Origin of the sequence: Bacillus solitudinis, assembly GCF_002797395.1 — a bacterium.
Lineage (GTDB): Bacteria > Bacillota > Bacilli > Bacillales > Bacillaceae_D > Halalkalibacter_A > Halalkalibacter_A solitudinis.
This window is the reverse complement of sequence record NZ_KZ454943.1, coordinates 2140018-2161718: the sequence shown is the minus strand read 5'-3', so window position 1 is coordinate 2161718 and position 21701 is coordinate 2140018. Positions and strand designations below refer to the sequence as shown.

The 21701-nt window shown below is 40.4% G+C and carries 21 protein-coding genes and 2 other annotated features (1 of these 23 running past the window's edge); all 21 genes read right to left on the bottom strand.

All coding sequences use genetic code 11. The features are described 5' to 3' along the window. Positions 1-180 precede the first annotated feature (180 nt). The 21 genes from tuf to cysE all read right to left on the bottom strand — a co-directional run bounded on the left by tuf (position 181) and on the right by cysE (position 21532). Positions 181-1371 carry an elongation factor Tu gene (gene tuf, locus CEF19_RS10275; protein ID WP_100405992.1) on the bottom strand — a complete coding sequence of 397 codons (1191 nt, stop codon included), beginning with the start codon at positions 1369-1371 and terminating at the stop codon, positions 181-183. Between the two features lie 133 nt (positions 1372-1504). Continuing rightward, positions 1505-3583, bottom strand: coding sequence for an elongation factor G (fusA, locus tag CEF19_RS10270; protein WP_100405991.1), 2079 nt, complete (start codon positions 3581-3583; stop codon positions 1505-1507). A gap of 52 nt (positions 3584-3635) precedes the next feature. Then, the gene (gene rpsG, locus CEF19_RS10265; protein ID WP_100405990.1) at positions 3636-4106 is read right to left on the bottom strand and encodes a 30S ribosomal protein S7; all 471 of its coding nucleotides are present in this window, start codon (positions 4104-4106) and stop codon (positions 3636-3638) included. 38 nt (positions 4107-4144) lie between these two features. Next, positions 4145-4564, bottom strand: coding sequence for a 30S ribosomal protein S12 (gene rpsL / locus CEF19_RS10260; protein ID WP_100408276.1), 420 nt, complete (start codon positions 4562-4564; stop codon positions 4145-4147). A 110-nt stretch (positions 4565-4674) separates the two neighbouring features. Further along, positions 4675-4923, bottom strand: a complete 249-nt coding sequence (locus tag CEF19_RS10255) for a 50S ribosomal protein L7ae-like protein (RefSeq protein WP_100405989.1) — start codon at positions 4921-4923, stop codon at positions 4675-4677. 90 nt (positions 4924-5013) lie between these two features. Next, entirely contained in the window at positions 5014-8637 is a 3624-nt protein-coding gene (gene rpoC, locus CEF19_RS10250; RefSeq protein WP_100405988.1) for a DNA-directed RNA polymerase subunit beta', read from the bottom strand. Between the two features lie 120 nt (positions 8638-8757). Then, entirely contained in the window at positions 8758-12297 is a 3540-nt protein-coding gene (gene rpoB / locus CEF19_RS10245; protein WP_100405987.1) for a DNA-directed RNA polymerase subunit beta, read from the bottom strand. A 308-nt stretch (positions 12298-12605) separates the two neighbouring features. Then, positions 12606-13211 carry a class I SAM-dependent methyltransferase gene (locus CEF19_RS10240; protein ID WP_100405986.1) on the bottom strand — a complete coding sequence of 202 codons (606 nt, stop codon included), beginning with the start codon at positions 13209-13211 and terminating at the stop codon, positions 12606-12608. Positions 13212-13292: 81 nt separating this feature from the next. Further along, positions 13293-13655 (bottom strand): 50S ribosomal protein L7/L12, encoded by a 363-nt coding sequence (rplL, locus tag CEF19_RS10235; RefSeq protein WP_100405985.1) that lies wholly within the window; start codon positions 13653-13655, stop codon positions 13293-13295. A gap of 84 nt (positions 13656-13739) precedes the next feature. Next, the gene (gene rplJ / locus CEF19_RS10230) at positions 13740-14237 is read right to left on the bottom strand and encodes a 50S ribosomal protein L10 (protein ID WP_100405984.1); all 498 of its coding nucleotides are present in this window, start codon (positions 14235-14237) and stop codon (positions 13740-13742) included. Between the two features lie 37 nt (positions 14238-14274). Beyond that, positions 14275-14407 (bottom strand) — a sequence feature (ribosomal protein L10 leader region). Between the two features lie 56 nt (positions 14408-14463). Then, the gene (gene rplA, locus CEF19_RS10225) at positions 14464-15159 is read right to left on the bottom strand and encodes a 50S ribosomal protein L1 (RefSeq protein ID WP_100405983.1); all 696 of its coding nucleotides are present in this window, start codon (positions 15157-15159) and stop codon (positions 14464-14466) included. A 97-nt stretch (positions 15160-15256) separates the two neighbouring features. Further along, positions 15257-15682 carry a 50S ribosomal protein L11 gene (rplK, locus tag CEF19_RS10220; protein ID WP_157800928.1) on the bottom strand — a complete coding sequence of 142 codons (426 nt, stop codon included), beginning with the start codon at positions 15680-15682 and terminating at the stop codon, positions 15257-15259. Positions 15683-15839: 157 nt separating this feature from the next. Further along, positions 15840-16373, bottom strand: coding sequence for a transcription termination/antitermination protein NusG (gene nusG, locus CEF19_RS10215; RefSeq protein WP_100405981.1), 534 nt, complete (start codon positions 16371-16373; stop codon positions 15840-15842). 75 nt (positions 16374-16448) lie between these two features. Continuing rightward, positions 16449-16643: a preprotein translocase subunit SecE gene (gene secE, locus CEF19_RS10210; RefSeq protein WP_100405980.1), complete on the bottom strand. Its 195-nt coding sequence runs from the start codon at positions 16641-16643 to the stop codon at positions 16449-16451. Positions 16644-16744: 101 nt separating this feature from the next. Further along, entirely contained in the window at positions 16745-16894 is a 150-nt protein-coding gene (gene rpmG, locus CEF19_RS10205) for a 50S ribosomal protein L33 (protein ID WP_100405979.1), read from the bottom strand. A gap of 118 nt (positions 16895-17012) precedes the next feature. Continuing rightward, positions 17013-17666 (bottom strand): RNA polymerase sporulation sigma factor SigH, encoded by a 654-nt coding sequence (sigH, locus tag CEF19_RS10200; RefSeq protein WP_100405978.1) that lies wholly within the window; start codon positions 17664-17666, stop codon positions 17013-17015. Between the two features lie 72 nt (positions 17667-17738). Further along, positions 17739-18248 (bottom strand): NYN domain-containing protein, encoded by a 510-nt coding sequence (locus tag CEF19_RS10195; protein WP_100405977.1) that lies wholly within the window; start codon positions 18246-18248, stop codon positions 17739-17741. Between the two features lies 1 nt (position 18249). After that, entirely contained in the window at positions 18250-18996 is a 747-nt protein-coding gene (gene rlmB / locus CEF19_RS10190) for a 23S rRNA (guanosine(2251)-2'-O)-methyltransferase RlmB (protein WP_100405976.1), read from the bottom strand. 15 nt (positions 18997-19011) lie between these two features. Next, on the bottom strand, positions 19012-19425 hold the full coding sequence (locus CEF19_RS10185) for a Mini-ribonuclease 3 (protein WP_100405975.1): 414 nt from the start codon (positions 19423-19425) through the stop codon (positions 19012-19014). A gap of 4 nt (positions 19426-19429) precedes the next feature. After that, positions 19430-20827, bottom strand: a complete 1398-nt coding sequence (cysS, locus tag CEF19_RS10180; protein WP_100405974.1) for a cysteine--tRNA ligase — start codon at positions 20825-20827, stop codon at positions 19430-19432. A gap of 69 nt (positions 20828-20896) precedes the next feature. Continuing rightward, positions 20897-21532, bottom strand: a complete 636-nt coding sequence (gene cysE, locus CEF19_RS10175) for a serine O-acetyltransferase (protein ID WP_100405973.1) — start codon at positions 21530-21532, stop codon at positions 20897-20899. 116 nt (positions 21533-21648) lie between these two features. Beyond that, positions 21649-21701: a binding site (T-box leader), on the bottom strand; it runs 163 nt beyond the window's last position.

Below are 21701 nucleotides of genomic sequence, written 5' to 3'. Positions count from 1 at the left end.
CAATGACCAACATTAAACATTATACATAATTCATTTACACAAATCAAGTATAATTTCTGCTAAGTCACACTCCTACTATTATATAGATGCATTTATTTGATTGCAAGTTATTTTTAAAATTATTTAAATAGAAAAGAAGCACCTCTTTTAGAAAGAGATGCTTCTTTGAAAGTAAGTTAATTACTTTTGAATTGAAGCAACAACGCCAGCACCAACTGTACGTCCACCCTCACGGATAGAGAACTTAGTACCTTCTTCGATAGCGATTGGAGCGATAAGCTCAACCGTCATTTCGATGTTGTCACCAGGCATTACCATCTCAACGCCTTCTGGAAGTTGGCAAATTCCAGTTACGTCAGTTGTACGGAAGTAGAACTGAGGACGGTAGTTTGAGAAGAATGGAGTGTGACGTCCACCCTCTTCTTTTGATAATACATAAACTTCAGCTTTGAAGTTTGTATGTGGAGTGATTGTACCTGGCTTAGCAAGTACTTGACCACGTTGTACTTCATCACGGCTTACACCACGAAGAAGGGCACCGATGTTGTCACCAGCTTCAGCATAATCAAGAAGCTTACGGAACATTTCAACACCTGTACAAGTCGTTTGCTTAGGCTCTTCAGTAATACCGATGATGTCGATAACGTCACCTACATTAAGTTGACCACGCTCTACACGACCAGTAGCAACTGTACCACGACCAGTAATTGAGAATACATCCTCAACAGGCATCATGAAAGGCTTTTCTTTATCACGCTCTGGTGTTGGGATATAATCATCAACTGCAGCCATAAGCTCAACGATTTTCTCTTCCCAAGCAGCATCTCCTTCAAGAGCTTTAAGAGCAGAACCTTGGATAACAGGAATGTCATCACCAGGGAAGTCATACTCAGAAAGAAGATCACGCACTTCCATTTCAACTAATTCAAGAAGTTCTTCATCATCAACCATGTCACACTTGTTCATAAATACAACAAGGTAAGGTACACCTACTTGACGAGAAAGTAAGATATGCTCACGTGTTTGTGGCATTGGACCATCAGCAGCAGAAACTACTAAGATTCCACCATCCATTTGTGCAGCACCAGTGATCATGTTCTTAACATAGTCGGCATGTCCTGGGCAGTCAACGTGTGCATAGTGACGGCTGTCAGTCTCATACTCAACGTGTGCAGTAGAGATTGTGATACCGCGCTCACGTTCTTCTGGAGCACCATCAATAGCATCATATGCCATTGCCGTACCTTTACCAGAACGCTTAGCAAGTACAGTTGTAATTGCAGCAGTTAAAGTTGTTTTACCATGGTCAACGTGACCAATTGTACCGATATTGGCATGTGTTTTCGAGCGGTCGAATTTTTCTTTACCCATGATTCATTTCCTCCCTTAATTTAAGCTTTACACTTAGAAATTTTTATGGATAAGAAAGGTAAAATACCCATAAGTGAATATCACCTTTCTTAGCTTATAACAAAATGTTTCTTGAAACAATTATTAACAAAAATTATTGTCCTGTTTGCTTCTTGATAATCTCTTCAGCAATACTCTTAGGAGCTTCCTCATAATGATCGAAGAACATAGAATATGTACCGCGACCTTGAGTACGAGAACGTAATGATGTTGCATAACCGAACATTTCGGCTAAAGGAACGAATGCTTTAACAATTTGTGCGTTACCGCGTGCTTCCATTCCGTCAACTCGTCCACGACGTGCAGTAATATCACCCATGATATCACCCATGTACTCTTCAGGAACAACAACTTCAACTCTCATTAATGGCTCTAGTAAAACTGGAGCACATTTTGCTTTTGCGTTTTTAAGTGCCATTGATGCAGCAATTTTAAACGCCATTTCATTTGAATCGACATCATGGTAAGAACCATCATAAAGCTTAGCTTTAAGGTCAATAATTGGGAAACCTGCAATCATACCATTTCCAAGTGACTCTTCGATACCAGCTTGCACTGCACCAATGTATTCACGAGGAACAGATCCACCAACTACTGCATTAATGAATTCAAACCCTGCGCCCTCTTCGTTAGGAGAGAACTCGACCCATACGTGACCAAATTGTCCACGACCACCAGATTGTCGAACAAATTTACCTTCAACCTGAGCAGACTGACGAATTGTCTCACGATATGAAACTTGAGGTGCACCAACATTAGCCTCTACTTTAAACTCACGTCTCATACGGTCAACGATGATATCAAGGTGAAGCTCACCCATACCAGAAATGATTGTTTGACCAGTTTCTTCGTTTGTTTCAGTACGGAAAGTTGGATCCTCTTCAGCAAGCTTCGCAAGTGCCATACCCATTTTATCTTGGTCTGCCTTAGACTTAGGCTCAACAGATAAAGAAATAACTGGGTCTGGGAAATCCATAGATTCAAGAATAACTAGATTCTTTTCATCACATAGAGTATCACCTGTTGTCGTATCTTTCAAACCAACAGCTGCCGCGATATCACCAGAATAAACGGTTGAAATTTCTTCACGAGAGTTTGCATGCATTTGTAGGATACGACCAACACGCTCACGCTTGCCTTTAGTAGAGTTCTTAACATAAGAACCCGCATTCAATGTACCAGAATAAACACGGAAGAATGTTAACTTACCAACAAATGGGTCACTCATAACCTTAAATGCAAGTGCGGAGAATGGTTGATCATCACCAGACTCACGAATAACTTCTTCTTCCGATTCAGGAACAATACCTCTAATTGCTGGTACATCTAGTGGTGAAGGTAAGTAATCAAGAACAGCGTCAAGCATAAGTTGAACACCTTTGTTCTTAAAAGCAGAACCACAAATTACTGGATAAAATTCAACGTTACACGTTCCTTTACGGATCGCCGCTTTAATTTCTTCCGTTGTGATTTCTTCACCTTCTAGATACTTCATTGTAAGTTCTTCATCTAGTTCAGCAACAGCTTCAACTAGTTTTTCATGATATTCTTGGGCTTGTGCTTTATATTCTTCTGGGATTTCTTTGATATCAGTACGAGTACCAAGATCATCCTCATAGAAATATGCTTTCATTTCTACAAGGTCAATGATTCCTTCAAAGTTGTCTTCCGCACCAATTGGTAATTGGATTGGATGAGCGTTTGCTTGAAGGCGATCACGAAGTGTACCTAGTGAATATATAAAGTCAGCGCCTGTTTTATCCATTTTGTTAACAAACACAACACGTGGAACACCATAAGTTGTTGCTTGGCGCCAAACAGTTTCTGTTTGAGGCTCTACACCTGACTGTGCGTCAAGTACTGCTACAGCTCCGTCCAATACGCGTAGTGAACGTTCTACTTCTACTGTGAAATCTACGTGTCCTGGTGTATCAATGATGTTAATACGGTGATCTTTCCATTGAGCTGTTGTCGCAGCAGACGTGATTGTAATACCACGCTCTTGCTCTTGCTCCATCCAGTCCATTTGAGAAGCACCTTCATGAGTTTCACCAATTTTATGAACACGTCCAGTATAGAAAAGTACACGCTCAGTTGTTGTTGTTTTACCAGCATCAATGTGAGCCATGATGCCGATATTACGCGTATCCTTTAAGGAGAACTCTCTTGCCATAGGTTATTTCTCCTTCCTATTTAAGAACAATTTATTTAGGATAACTAAAATTCTACCAACGATAGTGAGCAAACGCTTTGTTCGCTTCAGCCATCTTATGAGTATCTTCACGTTTCTTGACTGCTGAACCTGCATTGTTTGCAGCATCTAGAATTTCGTTAGCTAAACGCTCTTCCATCGTTTTTTCACCACGAAGACGAGAGTAGTTCACTAACCAGCGAAGTCCTAAAGTTGTACGACGTTCAGGCTTAACTTCAATCGGTACTTGATAGTTTGCACCACCAACACGACGAGCTTTAACTTCAAGAACAGGCATGATGTTCTTAAGAGCTTGATCGAATACTTCCATAGGGTCATTACCACTACGTTCTTTTACTAGTTCAAACGCGTTATATAAAATCGTTTGAGCGATACCACGCTTTCCATCAACCATAATACGATTAATTAAACGAGTTACAAGCTTTGAATTATAAATTGGATCTGGTAACACATCACGACGGGCGACTGGTCCTTTACGAGGCATTGTTTCCCCTCCTTTCAACTATTAAACAATTATTTTTATTACTTTTTCTCTTTTGGACGTTTTGTTCCATACTTAGAGCGACCTTGCATACGGTTTTGAACACCAGCTGTATCAAGCGCACCACGAACAATGTGGTAACGTACCCCTGGTAAATCCTTTACACGGCCACCACGGATAAGAACAACACTATGCTCTTGAAGATTGTGTCCAATACCTGGGATATATGCTGTTACTTCAATACCATTTGTTAAACGCACACGCGCATACTTACGAAGAGCCGAGTTCGGTTTCTTCGGTGTCATTGTACCAACACGAGTACAAACACCACGTTTTTGCGGTGAAGAAAGATCTGTTTGAGATTTCTTGAAGCTGTTGTAGCCTTTGTTAAGAGCTGGTGAGTCAGACTTCTTAATTTTAGCTTCACGACCCTTACGAATTAACTGATTAATTGTAGGCATGATTTTTCCTCCTCTCTTGTAAAAAGATAAGACCACTGATCCTGGTGGTTCATATTTTGGCAAAAGTAAAGTTTTTGCCACACGGTTCACTCCGAATGGCAAAAACACAATTACTTCCTTAAAGCAACAGTGGCTGCACTAACTTCAATTCCACAAGCTTTACCAAGCTTCTTCATTGAATCTACATAATGAATTGGGATGCGTTTCGAAACTGCCAATGCCTCTACCTTGTTTATCACTCGGTATTCAGCATCTTTTGCAACAATTAATTCAACAACATCGCCATTATCAAGCGCCTTAAGCGTTTGTTTTGTCCCTATTATAAGGTTCTCAGCCTGCAGTACTTTTTCATAAGACATGAATTCATCCTCCAAAGTTACAGGTATTCTCAGGCACACTTTGATATCTTATCACCGCGATATCAAAGTGTCAACAAAATCTTATCGAATTTATTCGTGTAATAATACTTCTTCTGCTAAGCTACTGTCTGATGCCTCTGTATCTGACTCATCATATTTTGAAACAATGTTTATATTACGATAGCGCGCCATCCCTGTACCAGCAGGAACAAGCTTACCTATAATAACATTTTCTTTTAACCCAAGAAGCTCATCCCGCTTACCTTTAATGGCAGCGTCTGTTAGAACACGAGTTGTTTCTTGGAAAGATGCAGCAGATAAGAAAGAATCAGTTTCAAGCGAAGCTTTTGTAATACCTAGTAATACAGGTCGACCTGTAGCAGGACGTTTTCCACTACGTAACATTTCTTGGTTTTCATCATTGAAATGTTGAATCTCAATTAATGAACCTGGAAGTACATTCGTTTCTCCTGCATCAACCACACGTATTTTACGAAGCATTTGTCGTACCATTACCTCAACGTGCTTGTCACCAATTTCTACCCCTTGCATACGGTATACTTTCTGAACTTCACGAAGGAGGTACTCTTGAACACCATTCATCCCTTTAACCTTAAGAAGTTCCTTAGGGTCAATAGAACCTTCTGTAATGCTTTCACCAGCTACAAGCTTATCCCCAACTGAAACCTTGATACGCGCCCCATAAGGAATTGCGTATGCCTTTGTTTCCATTTCACTTTTCAGAGTAACTTCGCGTTTGTCGCCATCTTTAAAGTCAACGACTTCCCCTTCAATTTCGGAGATTACCGCTTGACCTTTTGGATTACGTGCTTCAAAGATTTCTTGGATACGCGGAAGACCTTGCGTGATATCGTCTCCTGCTACCCCACCTGTATGGAATGTACGCATTGTAAGCTGTGTACCTGGCTCACCGATTGATTGTGCTGCGATAATTCCAACAGCTTCTCCAACTTCAACATCACTACCTGTCGCAAGGTTTCGTCCATAACACTGCTTACACACACCATGACGGGTGTCACAAGTAAATACAGAGCGAATCGTTACGCCTTCAATGTCTGAATCGATAATATGCTTTGCGATGTCTTCGTCAATTAGATCATTCTTTTTAACAATAACATCATTCGTTTCAGGATGACGTAACGTTTTAAAGGCCACACGCCCAACTAGACGGTCATAGAGACCTTCAATTACTTCATTACCTTCTTTAATTGCTTTTACCTCAAGTCCACGATCTGTACCACAATCAGTTTCACGAACGATAACATCCTGTGCAACATCAACTAGACGACGAGTAAGGTAACCTGAATCAGCTGTTTTAAGGGCTGTATCCGCAAGACCTTTTCGCGCACCATGTGTAGAGATAAAGTACTCAAGAACCGTTAAACCTTCACGGAAACTTGATTTAATTGGAAGTTCAATGATTCGACCTGATGGATTGGCCATTAGACCACGCATACCCGCAAGTTGTGTAAAGTTTGAGGCGTTACCACGGGCACCGGAATCACTCATCATAAAGATTGGGTTACTACGATCTAAAGTTCCCATTAGCTTGTTTTGAATGACATCCTTCGCTTCACTCCAGATGGAGATAACTCGGTCATAACGCTCTTCCTCCGTAATTAAACCACGACGGAACTGTTTAAGAACACGCTCAACCTTTTTCTCTGATTCACCAATAATTTCTTTTTTCTCAGCAAGTACAACGATATCAGCAACACCAACAGTTATTCCTGCTTTGGTTGAATATTTGAACCCAAGGTCCTTCATGCGGTCAAGCATTTTAGACGTTTCTGTTATCTTAAATTTCTTGAAAACTTCCGCAATAATGTTACCTAAGAAACCTTTTTTGAATGGCGGAACTGTTTCTCGCTCTTTAAATTGTTTCTTTACATCAGTTGTAGTAGATACTAAATACTTACTTGGCGTAGCCACTTCTAAGTTCATTTCTGAAGGCTCATTCATATACGGGAATGAATCAGGCAGAATTTCATTAAATATTAGCTTCCCTACTGTTGTAAGAAGTAGCTTGCTATTTTCATCCTCGTTAAACGTTGACTTACCAAGTGAAGCAACAGGAATCGCTACTCGACTATGCAAATGAACATATCCATTTTGATAAGCAACAATTGCTTCGTTAGTATTAATGAAGATAGACCCTTCACCCTTGGCACCTTCGCGCTCCATCGTTAAATAATAGTTCCCGAGAACCATATCTTGGGATGGTGTAACGACAGGCTTACCGTCTTTCGGGTTTAAGATATTTTGTGCAGCCAACATAAGGATACGAGCTTCGGCTTGTGCTTCAGCTGATAACGGAACATGCACCGCCATTTGGTCACCATCAAAGTCAGCGTTATAAGCAGTACAAACAAGTGGATGCAACTTAATCGCACGACCTTCAACTAGCGTTGGTTCAAAGGCTTGAATACCTAAACGGTGAAGTGTTGGTGCTCGGTTTAGAAGAACCGGATGCTCACGAATGACTTCTTCAAGGACATCCCACACTTCAGGCTGAACACGTTCAACTTTACGCTTTGCGCTTTTGATATTGTGTGCAAGACCTTTACTTACAAGCTCCTTCATTACAAATGGCTTAAATAACTCAAGAGCCATTTCTTTCGGAAGACCACATTGATACATCTTAAGGTTTGGCCCTACAACGATAACCGAACGACCTGAATAGTCAACACGCTTACCAAGTAGATTTTGACGGAAACGACCTTGCTTACCTTTAAGCATGTGAGATAACGATTTAAGTGGACGGTTACCAGGTCCAGTAACCGGACGACCGCGACGACCATTATCAATTAAAGCATCAACTGCTTCTTGAAGCATTCTTTTTTCATTTTGAACAATGATATTTGGCGCTCCTAAATCAAGAAGACGCTTCAAACGATTATTACGGTTAATCACTCGACGATACAAGTCATTTAAATCAGATGTTGCAAAACGTCCACCATCTAATTGAACCATCGGACGTAATTCAGGTGGAATAACCGGAAGTACATCTAAAATCATCCAAGATGGATCATTCCCTGAGTTACGGAATGCCTCTAACACTTCAAGACGCTTTATCGCACGAGTACGGCGTTGTCCTTGAGCTGTTAAAAGTTCCTCTTTTAACCCTTCAACATCCTTTTCAAGGTCTATGTCAGAGAGAAGCTTTCTAATCGCTTCGGCACCCATTTGCGCCGTGAAAGAACGACCATACTTATCATAGTAGGCACGATATTCTTTCTCTGATAGAAGTTGCTTTCTTTCTAAAGGAGTGTCGCCTGAATCTGTCACAACGTATGAAGCAAAATAGATGACTTCCTCTAATGAACGAGGAGACATATCCAATACAAGACCCATACGACTTGGGATACCTTTGAAATACCAAATATGTGAAACTGGCGCAGCTAACTCGATGTGTCCCATACGTTCACGACGAACTTTTGCACGTGTGACTTCTACTCCACAACGGTCGCATACAACCCCTTTGTAACGAACGCGCTTGTATTTACCACAATGACATTCCCAGTCTTTTGTTGGGCCAAAGATACGCTCACAAAAAAGACCGTCTTTTTCAGGCTTTAATGTACGGTAATTAATTGTTTCTGGCTTCTTAACTTCCCCTCTTGACCACGAACGGATTTTGTTCGGTGAAGCAAGACCAATTTTCATATATTCGAAGTTATTTACATCTATCAAGGGGTCAACCTCCCTTTTGGTTTCCGTATCTCAGACGTCAGTACTACTATTTATCAATCTCTATTTATAAGAGATTAAGAAAGCAACAGGGGAACTGCATATGCTAGCCCCCTAATTACTTTAAGCTTGTGATTCGCTTGATTCAAAATTGAGATTTAACTTCTCACTTGTCTGCTCATCATCATCTAAATCTCTCATTTCAATTTCTTCCTCGTTACTCGAGAGCATTTTAACATCCATGCCAAGCGATTGTAACTCTTTAATTAATACCTTGAATGATTCTGGTACACCAGGTTCAGGTACATTCTCACCTTTAACGATCGCTTCGTAAGTTTTCACACGACCGATAACGTCATCGGATTTCACTGTAAGGATTTCTTGAAGTGTATAAGCTGCACCATATGCTTCTAGTGCCCAAACCTCCATCTCACCGAAACGTTGTCCACCAAATTGAGCTTTACCACCCAATGGTTGCTGCGTTACGAGTGAATATGGTCCTGTCGAACGCGCATGGAGTTTATCATCAACCATGTGTGCAAGTTTAATCATATACATGATACCAACAGAAACACGGTTATCAAATGGCTCACCTGTCCGACCATCATACAAGACAGTTTTCCCATCACGAGCCATGCCAGCTTCATCAAGCGTTCCCCAAACGTCTTCCTCACGAGCACCATCAAATACAGGTGATGCAACATGAATACCAAGTTTGCGGGCAGCCATACCTAAATGAAGTTCAAGCACTTGTCCGATATTCATACGAGAAGGTACACCCAGTGGATTTAACATGATATCAATTGGCGTTCCATCTGGTAAATAAGGCATATCTTCTTCTGGAAGAATCCTTGAGATAACCCCTTTGTTACCATGACGACCAGCCATCTTATCACCTTCGTGAATTTTACGCTTCTGTACAATATAAACACGAACAAGTTGATTTACACCTGGTGGTAGTTCATCACCATCTTCACGGTTGAAGATTTTCACATCAAGGATGATTCCATCCCCCCCATGAGGAGCTCTTAAAGATGTGTCACGAACTTCACGAGCCTTCTCACCGAAAATAGCATGTAGGAGACGTTCTTCTGCTGTAAGCTCAGTTACCCCTTTAGGCGTTACTTTACCTACAAGAATGTCGCCGTCTTTTACTTCCGCACCAACACGAATAATTCCTCGATCATCTAAGTTACGTAATGCGTCTTCTCCGACATTTGGAATATCCCTTGTAATTTCTTCAGGTCCTAATTTCGTGTCGCGAGCTTCAGATTCATATTCTTCAATATGAACAGAAGTATACACATCATCTTTCACAAGACGCTCACTTAAGATAATTGCATCCTCATAGTTATAACCTTCCCATGTCATGAAACCAACAAGAACGTTACGACCTAATGCCATTTCACCTTGTTCCATTGATGGACCATCTGCAAGGATTTCACGTTTTTCAACGACATCACCCTCGGCCACAATCGGGCGTTGGTTGTAGCTTGTTCCTTGATTAGAACGGATAAACTTTTGAAGCTTATACTTATCAAGGTCACCTTTTGTTTCTTGGCCTTCGACTGTTTCAATACGACGAACCCATATTTCTTTCGCTGTTACACGTTCAACGAGACCAGGGAACTTCGACACAATCGCCGCACCAGAGTCTTTCGCCGATACATGTTCCATCCCGGTACCCACAAGTGGTGCTTCGGGAACTAAAAGCGGAACCGCTTGACGTTGCATGTTCGCTCCCATTAGTGCACGGTTAGAGTCATCATTCTCTAAGAAAGGGATACACGATGTTGCAGCCGAAACAACTTGTTTTGGCGATACATCCATGTAATCAAGGCGGTCACGTGGAACCACGGTATTTTCCCCTCTGAAACGTGCGATGATATTGTCATCAATGAAAGACCCATCATCTGCTAACTTCGCATTAGCCTGAGCGACAACATAGTTATCCTCTTCATCTGCTGTTAAGTAATCAATTTGAGTTGTTACTTTCCCTGTTTCGGGGTCAACACGACGATAAGGCGTCTCCATAAAGCCAAACTCGTTCACTTTTGCATAAGATGAAAGTGAGTTGATTAAGCCAATGTTAGGACCTTCCGGTGTTTCAATCGGACACATACGACCATAGTGAGAGTAGTGAACGTCACGAACTTCAAAACCAGCACGTTCACGGGTTAAACCACCGGGTCCAAGTGCCGATAGACGGCGCTTATGTGTTAACTCAGCTAATGGATTTGTTTGGTCCATAAATTGAGACAACTGGGAGCTACCAAAGAACTCTTTAATCGACGCAATGACTGGTCGAATATTAATTAACGCTTGTGGAGTAATCATATTTGGGTCTTGAATTGACATACGCTCACGAACCACACGTTCCATTCGAGATAATCCTATACGGAATTGGTTTTGTAGTAATTCACCAACTGAACGTAAACGACGATTCCCTAAATGGTCGATGTCATCTGTATCGCCGACACCATGTAATAGATTAAAGAAGTAATTAATAGAAGCAATGATATCCGAAGGTGTAATGTGTTTCACATCACGATCAACCATACCATTTCCAATGACACGAATAATGCGTTCGCCTTCTTGGTCATCAGGTGCATAAATTTTAATTGATTGAAGTTGAATATCGTCATCCTGAACAACGCCGCCAGATGCACGAACATCTCTAAAACCTACGTTCTTCTCTAATTGAGGAATAATACGGTCGAGTGTTCGACGATCAAGTAACGTTCCTTCTTCAGCGATAACCTCGCCTGTTTCAGGATCAACTAAGGTTTCTGCTAGGCGCTGATTAAACAAACGGTTTTTAATATGAAGCTTTTTATTAATCTTGTAACGTCCAACATTCGCCAAGTCATAGCGTTTCGGATCAAAAAAGCGAGAATCCAACAAGCTTTTAGCGTTATCAACTGTTGGTGGTTCACCTGGACGTAATCTCTCATAAATTTCAAGGAGAGCTTTCTCTGCACTATCGGTATTATCCTTTTCTAGTGAATTGCGCAGGTACTCATCTTCTCCCAGTAAGTCAATGATCTCTTGATCAGAACCAAACCCAAGCGCACGCAAAAGAACCGTCACTGGTATTTTTCTTGTACGGTCGATACGGACATACACAATATCCTTCGCGTCAGTTTCAAGCTCTAACCAAGCTCCTCGGTTTGGAATAACAGTAGCGGTAAAGCCTTTTTTTCCATTCTTATCCGTTTTTTGACTGTAATACACACTCGGCGAACGAACAAGCTGTGAAACGATTACTCGTTCCGCACCATTAATTACAAACGTCCCTGTTTCTGTCATTAACGGGAAGTCTCCCATGAATACTTCCTGTTCCTTTACTTCACCAGTTTCTTTATTAATTAGACGAACCTTCACTCGTAAAGGAGCAGCAAATGTAACATCACGTTCCTTTGATTCATCAACTGGGTATTTCGGATCCCCAAGACTGTAATCAATAAACTCTAAAACTAAATTGCCAGTGAAGTCTTGAATAGGGGAAATGTCTTGGAACATTTCTCTAAGTCCCTGATCAAGAAACCATTGATAAGAAGCGGTTTGGATTTCAATTAAGTTTGGCAACTCCAACACTTCATTAATACGTGCATAGCTTCTTCGTTGGCGGTGGCGTCCATACTGAACTAGTTGACCTGTCAACTGATTCACCCCTCAAATCTCGCGTTATAGTATCTAAAAACATATCTAGCTCAAGTCAAAAGAAAAGAGCGACAATACATTTTTATAGATTAGTGCGTACTTGCACCAAAAGTACAAGCAATAAAACCTTTCGTTCAAAAAGAAAAAACAACAATAAATAACCAATTTTTTCCTAGAAACGTTCGATTATACTAGTATAACCAAATCCCCTATATGCTAAACAATAAATACCACTTGACTTTTTAAAATTTATCAGTCTAAAAAAGGGTAGTTATACGCATTAAATAACAGTACCACAAAAGTTAGGCTCAGTCAATTTTTTTTGCGCACAATATATAATAGCCCTTTTTCTTTTCACGAATCTCTACTTGTTGAAAAAACTGCTCTAACTTCTCTATTGCCGACGGTGCCCCTTGTTTCTTTTGAATCACTACCCATAATTCCCCGTTCGTTTGTAAATGACTGTAGGATCTTTCAAAAATATCATGAACTACACTTTTTCCCGCCCTAATAGGTGGATTTGTTAAAATTGCAGCGAAATCCTTTTTACTCACCTGATCAAAGCTTGAACTCTTGTAAATCATCACGTTATCTAGTTCATTTTGCAAAGCATTTTTACGAGACAATTCAAGAGCGCGTTCATTTACATCAATCATATGAACGGTTCGGCCCTCATCAGCTTTTGCTATCGTCAGGCCAATAGGACCATATCCACAGCCGACATCTAGCACATCACCATGGTTTGAAGGAAAGCGAAATGCCTCGACTAATAAACGACTTCCGAAATCAACTTCCTTTTTTGAGAATACCCCTCGGTCAGATGTAAATGATAACGTTATTCCCTTTAACGTGAAAGTCCAAGTTCGCTCCTGGCTTTCCACTTCTGGTTTATCTGAATAATAGTGATCAGACATTTCCATCCTCCCTTCTAAGATAACCTACGTAAATCTGTCAAAAAAAGACTCGCAATGACGCGAGTCTCTTCCCTTAAAAAATTACTTAACTTCAACTGATGCGCCAGCTTCTTCAAGCTTAGCTTTTGCTTCTTCAGCTTCTTCTTTAGAAGCGCCTTCTTTAATTGGAGCAGGAGCACCATCAACAAGTGCTTTTGCTTCTTTAAGACCAAGGCCAGTGATTTCACGTACAACCTTGATAACATTGATTTTAGAACCACCTGGAGATGTAAGGATTACATCAAACTCAGTTTGTTCAGCAGCACCAGCGTCTCCGCCGCCAGCAGCTACAGCTACAGGAGCAGCAGCAGATACACCGAATTCCTCTTCGATTGCTTTTACAAGGTCATTTAATTCTAAAACTGTCATTTCTTTAACCGCTTCAATGATTTGTTCTTTAGTCATTGTTAAATCCTCCTATTTTTTGTTTTGATTTTAATCGTTAACTAGTAACCAGGTACATCATTCCAGCATAACTGCTTGGAAAGATTAAGCACCTTGCTCTTCTTTTTGCTCTGCAACAGCTTTTGTAACCAATGCGAGACCACGCATAGGAGCTTGAAGTACGTTTGCAAGCATCGAAAGTAGACCTTCGCGAGATGGAAGTTCCGCTAATGCTTTAACTTCTTCAACTGAAGCTACTCGGCCTTCGATAACACCAGCCTTAAGTTCAAGGGCATCATGTTTTTTCGCGAATTCATTAAGAATCTTAGCAGGAGCAATAACATCATCTACACTAAAAGCAATCGCTGTTGGTCCAACAAGATTTGCATCTAAATCTGTTAATTCAGCTTCAGCTGTAGCACGACGAGCTAATGAGTTCTTGTATACCTTGAACTCAACACCTGCTTCACGAAGTTGTTTACGAAGCTCTGTTACTTCAGCAACATTCAACCCGCGATAATCAACAACGATTGTTGATTTACTCTCACGTAGTTTTGTTGCGATATCTGATACGACTTGTTGTTTCTGTTCTAGCACGCTCATTTTTACACCTCCCGTGGTTTGGATACATACCCGACTCAGAAGCATATAAAAAGCCCCCATGTAATAGACATGAGGGCATACGGATTCAAAACAATGAATCTATAGCTTACCTCGGTAGGAAATTAAGCGAAATACGCACCTACGGTCTACGGTATGATCTTTAAATATATATAACTGTGTAAGACACTGTTATGATTATAAACATCTCAATTAAAGAAGTCAATAATTATCTTGTTAAAGCAGATACATTTACACGTACACCAGGGCCCATAGTTGCTGCAACCGCTACGTTTTTCATGTACGTACCTTTTGAAGCAGCAGGTTTAACCTTCACAAGTGTTTCGATAATTGTTTTGAAGTTCTCAACAAGTTTCCCTGTTTCGAATGAAACTTTACCGATCGGCACGTGAATGTTACCAGCTTTATCAACACGGTATTCTACTTTACCGGCTTTAATTTCGTTAACAGCCTTAGTCACATCAAAAGTAACAGTACCTGTTTTAGGGTTCGGCATTAAACCTTTCGGTCCAAGCACACGACCTAATTTACCAACTTGAGCCATCATGTCAGGTGTCGCTACGATTACATCAAAATCAAACCAACCTTGATTGATTTTATTAATGAAATCCTCTTCACCTACATAATCAGCACCAGCTGCTTCTGCTTCTTTTGCTTTTTCACCTTTAGCGAAAACCAATACTCGCTGTGTCTTACCTGTACCATTTGGAAGAACAACAGCACCACGAATTTGTTGGTCTGCTTTCTTAGGGTCAACACCTAAACGTACAGCAACTTCAACCGTCTCATCGAATTTAGCTGTAGCTGTCTTTTTTACAAGCTCAACTGCTTCTTCCACTTGATATACCGCATCGCGGTCAACTAGTTTCAAAGCGTCTTGGTATTTTTTACTTTTCTTAGCCATACTATTTCCTCCTCGAATGTGGTTTTAGCGGTAGGAACCTCCCACTATGAAAGGTTGCGAACCCACAATAGGTTGCAACCTCACGTAAGCTTACAAATTAATCTTCAATTACGATACCCATGCTGCGCGCAGTACCTTCTACCATACGCATAGCAGACTCAACACTTGCAGCGTTAAGATCTGGCATTTTTGTCTCAGCAATCTCGCGTACTTTATCACGCTTGACAGTTGCAACTTTTTTCTTGTTTGGTTCACCAGAACCAGACTCGATACCAGCAGCTACTTTAAGAAGAACAGCAGCAGGTGGAGTTTTTGTGATGAATGTAAACGAACGGTCTTCAAATACCGTAATTTCTACCGGAATGATAAGACCGGCTTGGTCTGAAGTACGAGCGTTAAATTCTTTACAGAATCCCATAATGTTAACTCCAGCTTGACCTAATGCAGGACCAACCGGGGGAGCTGGATTTGCTTTCCCAGCAGGGATTTGTAATTTAACCATTTTAATTACCTTTTTAGCCACGTGACACACCTCCTTAGTCCGTGATGTGGTTATCCGGGTGTTTCACCCTCCCACTCAAAAAACGGATGCATTCATGCACCCGATGGCTCGTGTAAGAAACCATTATCAAACATGAAGATTTTATCACCTTCACAAGCAGATAGCAAGTTAAATTCAATTAAATCTTTTCAACTTGTGTAAAATCAAGCTCTACTGGTGTTTCACGACCAAACATATTTACATGGACCTTAACCTTTTGCTTCTCGACTTGAATTTCTTCAATCGTACCAATAAAGTTTGCAAAGGGACCCTCTTTCACCTTCACTGACTCCTTCATTTCGAAGTCAATTTCAGCTCTTGGTTCCTCGACTCCCATTTGTTTAAGTATTGATTCAACTTCATCAGGTAACAACGCTGTTGGCTTAGAACCCGCGCCCGAGGAACCAACAAATCCAGTTACCCCTGGCGTGTTTCTTACGACATACCAAGAATCATCTGTCATAATCATCTCGACAAGAACATACCCAGGAAACACCTTTCGTGTGACCTGTTTACTTTTTCCATTCTTAATTTCTGTCTCTTCCTCAACAGGCACAAGAACACGGAAAATTTTATCGGTCATTTCCATGGATTCTACACGCTTTTCTAAATTTGCTTTAACTTTATTTTCATACCCTGAATACGTATGCACTACATACCAATTTTTTTCCATTCTAAATAGGACGGTTGTGTCCTTCCCTCCTCTTCGGTTTAATACTCAGCATCTCCCACCATTATTAACGGAAAACTACCCGAGTAATACACGAACAAGCCATGAAATACCGTAATCTATAATTGCAAAGAAGACAGTAATAAACGCAACCGTTCCGAGAACCACCCAAGTATAACGCGTAAGCTCTTTACGAGTTGGCCATGATACACGTTTCATCTCTGATACAACATCTTTCAAAAACTTCCCGCTGTTTTTAACTCCGTCAGCCATAACAGACACCCCCAGCACCAATCAATATAGACAAATAAATACTCATCTATTCGAAATTTGTATAAAGTTCAACTTTCAACCAATAAAAAAAGAACCGCTAGTTACTTTGTTTCACGATGAAGAGTGTGTTCATTACACGTTTTACAAAACTTCTTCATCTCAATGCGGTTTACGTGAGTGAGCTTATTCTTTTGCGTTGAATAGTTTCGAGATTGACAGACCTCACAGGCTAGTACAACTTTACTCCGCACACCGCACCTCCACACATGAAAATACACACTATTTTACTCTAGCATACGAAAAATAGTGTGTCAATTCTTACTTATGTGAAGTTTCTTACAAAAATAGGTGAGTTATACCGCTTGGTTCTTACAACGTTACGCCTTTTAATTCCACATAGCGCTCGAGTTTACGCTTAACCCGTTGCAAGGCATTATCTATTGATTTGACATGACGATTTAAATCTACTGAAATTTCCTGATAGGATCGTCCATCCAGATAGAGCATAAGCACTTGTTGTTCAAGTTCACTTAAAATCTCTCCCATCTTTAATTCAATGTCTTCAAATTCTTCTTGATTTATTAGTAACTCTTCTGGATTTGTCACCTTAGTACCGCAAATAACATCCAACAATGTACGGTCTGATTCTTCATCATACATCGGTTTATCCAATGAAATATATGAATTCAAAGGTATGTGCTTCTGTCTTGTTGCCGTCTTAATTGCCGTAATAATTTGACGAGTTATACAAAGTTCAGCAAAGGCTTTAAAAGAGGAGAGCTTGTCCCCTTTAAAATCACGGACTGCCTTGTAGAGTCCAATCATTCCTTCTTGTACAATATCTTCATGATCGGCTCCAATTAGGAAGTATGATCTCGCCTTTGCCCTTACAAAATTCTTATATTTGTTAATTAAGTATTCAAGGGCTCCACTGTCTCCAATACGTACCTGTTCCACTAATAAATCGTCATCCAATTGGTTATAATTTGGCTTTAATACGGTTTCATGCAGGTCTACGTTCACGACAATCCCCCTGACCTTTGGCTGTTAATAGGAACATTATATAGCACAGATTTCCAGGAGGTCAACCACCCATTATTGGCCTCGACGCCATTTTTCAAAAATTTCAACTATTTCTTTAGAAAGGGGAATCTTTGTCGAATTTCGGTTTTTTTTCCTAGTTTCGACATCTTGATTAATCCCTTTTCCAACGACCTCCGTTTCAATTAATAGTTCCCTGGCCGACTTTCTTAGTGCCCCGCTTCCAAATACTAGGGATTGTTCTGTAAAGTCCGAAGTTGCTACATGTATTCGCGTATCAATTTGCTTCAATTCGTGGACAAGCTTTTCAATATGTTCATCTGCCGTTTCACTTTCTCGGGTGTACAGTACATTGATGCGAAAATTATTATACTTTTTTCCAATTCCAGGCACCATATGAGCATCAAAAATAATGTTTACTTCAAAACCAGTATAGGCTTGATACTCGGCCATGATTTCAACTAATCGATCTCGTGCAAGACCCAGGTCTCGGTCTTTCAGTTGACGAAGCTCTGGCCAAGCACCAATCATATTATACCCATCAACAAGCAAAATGTCTTTCATACTATTTATCCCTTAGATTTCGCCTGCGATATACCTCATACATTAATAAACTTGCCGCCACAGACGCATTTAAGGATGTTACTTTTCCGACCATCGGAATATGGATTAAAAAATCACACTTTTCCTTTACAAGGCGACTAATCCCTTTACCCTCACTGCCAATAACAAGACCGATCGGCATATCTAACGCCGCTTCTCTATAATCATCATTTCCTAAGGCATCGGTTCCTGCAAACCATATCCCTTTCTTTTTTAGGTCTTCCATCGTTCGGGCAATGTTCGTTACTCTTACAACAGGTACATATTCAATCGCTCCCGCCGAAGACTTTGCTACGGTTTGTGTTAAGCCTACAGCACGACGTTTTGGGATAATGACACCATGTGCACCAACAGCATCTGCTGTACGCAGGATTGAACCTAGATTATGAGGGTCCTCCACTTCGTCCAAAATGAGAAAAAATGGCTCTTCCCCTTTTTGCTCTGCATTACTAAATAAATCTTCCATCTCGGCATACTCATAGGCAGCAACAGAGGCAACAACCCCTTGATGATTCGTAGTATCTGTGAGCTGTTCAAGCTTTTTTTTCGGCGCATTCTGAACAAGAACACCATGTTCTTTAGCAAGCTCTAAAACCTTTGACATCTGCCCTTTTTGAGAACCCTCCGCAATCCAAATTTTGTTAATTGAATGCCCTGATTTTAATGCCTCAATTATTGGGTTTTTCCCGACAATAAACTCTTGATTCATGGCTGTTCCTCCTTTCTAAGCTTGTTTATTTTCAATATAGACAAATGTACGCATCATAATCTCATCTAAACGCCCTTGTTTCTCCTGCAAATATAAAAAACCAAGTAGGGCTTCAAAAGCTGTAGAGTAACTGTACGTTGCAGCATCCGTATTTTTTGGAATGGTTCCCGACTTGGCATTTCGTCCACGTTTAATTAAAGCTTCTTCTTCCTCTGAAAAAAACCCTTCTTCACTTAAAAAGTGAAGCACATCTGCCTGCGCTTTAGCAGAGACATATTTAGTGGCCTCAGTATGAAGACGATTAGGGCGCACCTTCCCTTTTGCAATTAAATAATAACGTACATAGGTATCCAAAACCGCATCGCCCATATAGGCTAGAGCAAGGGCATTTAACTGACGTAAATCAGTTGTTGCTTCAATTAATCTCATATACCTAGCCTCTTTTCCAACGAATACCCTGAGCTGTATCCTCAAGGAGAATTCCCTGCTCTTTAAGCTGGTCACGGATTTGGTCGGCTAACCCAAAATCACGATTTTTACGGGCTTCATTTCTTTTAACAATTAATTGTTCAATTTCCTCATCAAGTAATGTTTCTTGTTCATCTAATTCTAATCCTAATACACTTGCAAATTCTTGGAACTGGGCAATAAAAGCCTTTAGTACTTGTTGAGACGTTTGCTTTTCCCGCAAGTAATAGTTTGCCTCTTTGGCTAAATCAAACAAAACGGAGATTCCATTCGCACTATTAAAGTCATCATCCATCTCAGCAATAAAGCGTTCTTTAAAGGTCTTTATCGTTTTTAGCCACGAACCCTCTCCGCCATAGTCTGCTGATTCTTGTAAGCGATGTTTTAAACTTGATACTACAGTTTTTAATCGTTCTAATCCATTTTTTGCCCCTTCAAGTAGTTCATCACTGAAGTTAATTGGACTTCTGTAATGTGCGGTCAGCATGAAAAAGCGGACGACTTCTGCAGAATGTTGTCGAATGATTTCATTAGCTAAAACAAAATTTCCGAGTGATTTCGACATCTTTTCGTTCTCGATATTAATAAATCCGTTATGAAGCCAATAATTTGCCATTGTCTTTCCCGTTAGGGCTTCAGATTGTGCAATTTCATTTTCATGATGAGGGAATGTTAAATCTTGCCCGCCGGCATGGATGTCAATTGTATCTCCTAAATATTTCTTTACCATTGCTGAACATTCGATATGCCAACCTGGTCGTCCGTTTCCCCATGGACTTTCCCAAAATACTTCTCCTTCTTTAGCTGTTTTCCAAAGAACAAAATCCAGGGCATCTTCTTTTCGTTCATCGATTTCGATACGCGCCCCTGAACGAAGATCCTCAATAGACTGGGAGGAGAGTTTTCCATACTCTTTAAATTTTCTAGTACGATAATAAACATCGCCACCAGATTCATAAGCGAAGCCCTTTTTTACTAATTTTGTAATAAAGTCAATAATTTCAGGAATGGTTTCAGTTACTCGTGGATGGTAATCTGCCTTTTTGACTCCAAGTGCACAAGTATCCTGGTGATAGGCTTCAATAAATCGGTTGGCGACATCCAACACTTCTTCCCCTAGTTCGGCTGCCGCTCGGATAATTTTATCATCAACATCCGTAAAATTAGATATAAATGTAACGTCATAACCTCGGTATTCTAGGTAACGGCGAACCATATCATAAACGATAGGTGGTCTTGCATTCCCTATATGGATATAATTATAGACAGTTGGACCACAAACATACATTTTTACTTTACCCTCTTTTAGCGGAATAAAGGTTTCCTTTTTTCTTGATAAGCTGTTATAAAGCTGTATGGCCATCTGAAGACTCCTCCTTTGCTAACTTCTTATAAACTATGTTGCCAACTAATTGATACGTGATGGATGTACTCACTTTTTTATTTCTTCGCGTAACATTTTTATTTCTTCTTCCAGTTCCTTAAGTTTATCTGAAACTGGATCAGGCATAAGGTGATGATTAAGACCATTCTCTACCTTAATCCCATTTTGAATAACAATCCTACCCGGGATACCCACAACCGTTGAATTTTCTGGCACTTCCTTTAAAACAACCGCGCCAGCTCCTATCCTTGCATTTTCCCCAATTGTAAATGAACCTAATACCTTTGCCCCTGACGCAATAAGGACTCCGTCTCTCACGGTTGGATGCCGCTTTCCTTTTTCCTTACCGGTACCACCTAAAGTCACACCTTGGAAAATTGTCACGTCATTCCCAATTTCACAGGTTTCGCCAATGACAACGCCCATCCCATGGTCAATAAATAGACGTTGTCCAATAACGGCTCCAGGATGTATCTCTATTCCTGTTATAAAGCGACTAACTTGCGAGATAAACCGCGCTAAGAAGAATAACCTTTTCGTCCAAAACCAATGGGCAAACCGATGTGACCAAATGGCATGGACCCCTGAGTAGGTAAAAATAACTTCAAGCCGACTTCTCGCTGCTGGATCTTGTTCAAAAACTACGTCTACATCATTTAATAAAGTTCGAAATATCTTTCCCATTTTTCTCTCTCCCCTCCTAATAAAAATAAAATAGAATTTATCGTCTCAAGTAGAACAGCCATCCTTGCATAAATACTTTTGATTATACAAAAAAAACACCTCTGTGCAATATATTGCACAGAGGCGCTTTTGCGCGGTTCCACTCTGTTTTAAGAGACTAGGTCTACTT

What these genes read in the sequence shown, in the direction of transcription:
- tuf (WP_100405992.1), bottom strand. Translation starts at nt 1,371, where the DNA reads ATGGGTAAAGAAAAATTCGACCGCTCGAAAACACATGCCAATATCGGT.
- fusA (WP_100405991.1), bottom strand. Translation starts at nt 3,583, where the DNA reads ATGGCAAGAGAGTTCTCCTTAAAGGATACGCGTAATATCGGCATCATG.
- rpsG (WP_100405990.1), bottom strand. Translation starts at nt 4,106, where the DNA reads ATGCCTCGTAAAGGACCAGTCGCCCGTCGTGATGTGTTACCAGATCCA.
- rpsL (WP_100408276.1), bottom strand. Translation starts at nt 4,564, where the DNA reads ATGCCTACAATTAATCAGTTAATTCGTAAGGGTCGTGAAGCTAAAATT.
- CEF19_RS10255 (WP_100405989.1), bottom strand. Translation starts at nt 4,923, where the DNA reads ATGTCTTATGAAAAAGTACTGCAGGCTGAGAACCTTATAATAGGGACA.
- CEF19_RS10240 (WP_100405986.1), bottom strand. Translation starts at nt 13,211, where the DNA reads ATGTCTGATCACTATTATTCAGATAAACCAGAAGTGGAAAGCCAGGAG.
- rplL (WP_100405985.1), bottom strand. Translation starts at nt 13,655, where the DNA reads ATGACTAAAGAACAAATCATTGAAGCGGTTAAAGAAATGACAGTTTTA.
- rplJ (WP_100405984.1), bottom strand. Translation starts at nt 14,237, where the DNA reads ATGAGCGTGCTAGAACAGAAACAACAAGTCGTATCAGATATCGCAACA.
- rplA (WP_100405983.1), bottom strand. Translation starts at nt 15,159, where the DNA reads ATGGCTAAGAAAAGTAAAAAATACCAAGACGCTTTGAAACTAGTTGAC.
- nusG (WP_100405981.1), bottom strand. Translation starts at nt 16,373, where the DNA reads ATGGAAAAAAATTGGTATGTAGTGCATACGTATTCAGGGTATGAAAAT.
- secE (WP_100405980.1), bottom strand. Translation starts at nt 16,643, where the DNA reads ATGGCTGACGGAGTTAAAAACAGCGGGAAGTTTTTGAAAGATGTTGTA.
- CEF19_RS10195 (WP_100405977.1), bottom strand. Translation starts at nt 18,248, where the DNA reads ATGAAAGACATTTTGCTTGTTGATGGGTATAATATGATTGGTGCTTGG.
- rlmB (WP_100405976.1), bottom strand. Translation starts at nt 18,996, where the DNA reads ATGAATCAAGAGTTTATTGTCGGGAAAAACCCAATAATTGAGGCATTA.
- CEF19_RS10185 (WP_100405975.1), bottom strand. Translation starts at nt 19,425, where the DNA reads ATGAGATTAATTGAAGCAACAACTGATTTACGTCAGTTAAATGCCCTT.
- cysS (WP_100405974.1), bottom strand. Translation starts at nt 20,827, where the DNA reads ATGGCCATACAGCTTTATAACAGCTTATCAAGAAAAAAGGAAACCTTT.
- cysE (WP_100405973.1), bottom strand. Translation starts at nt 21,532, where the DNA reads ATGGGAAAGATATTTCGAACTTTATTAAATGATGTAGACGTAGTTTTT.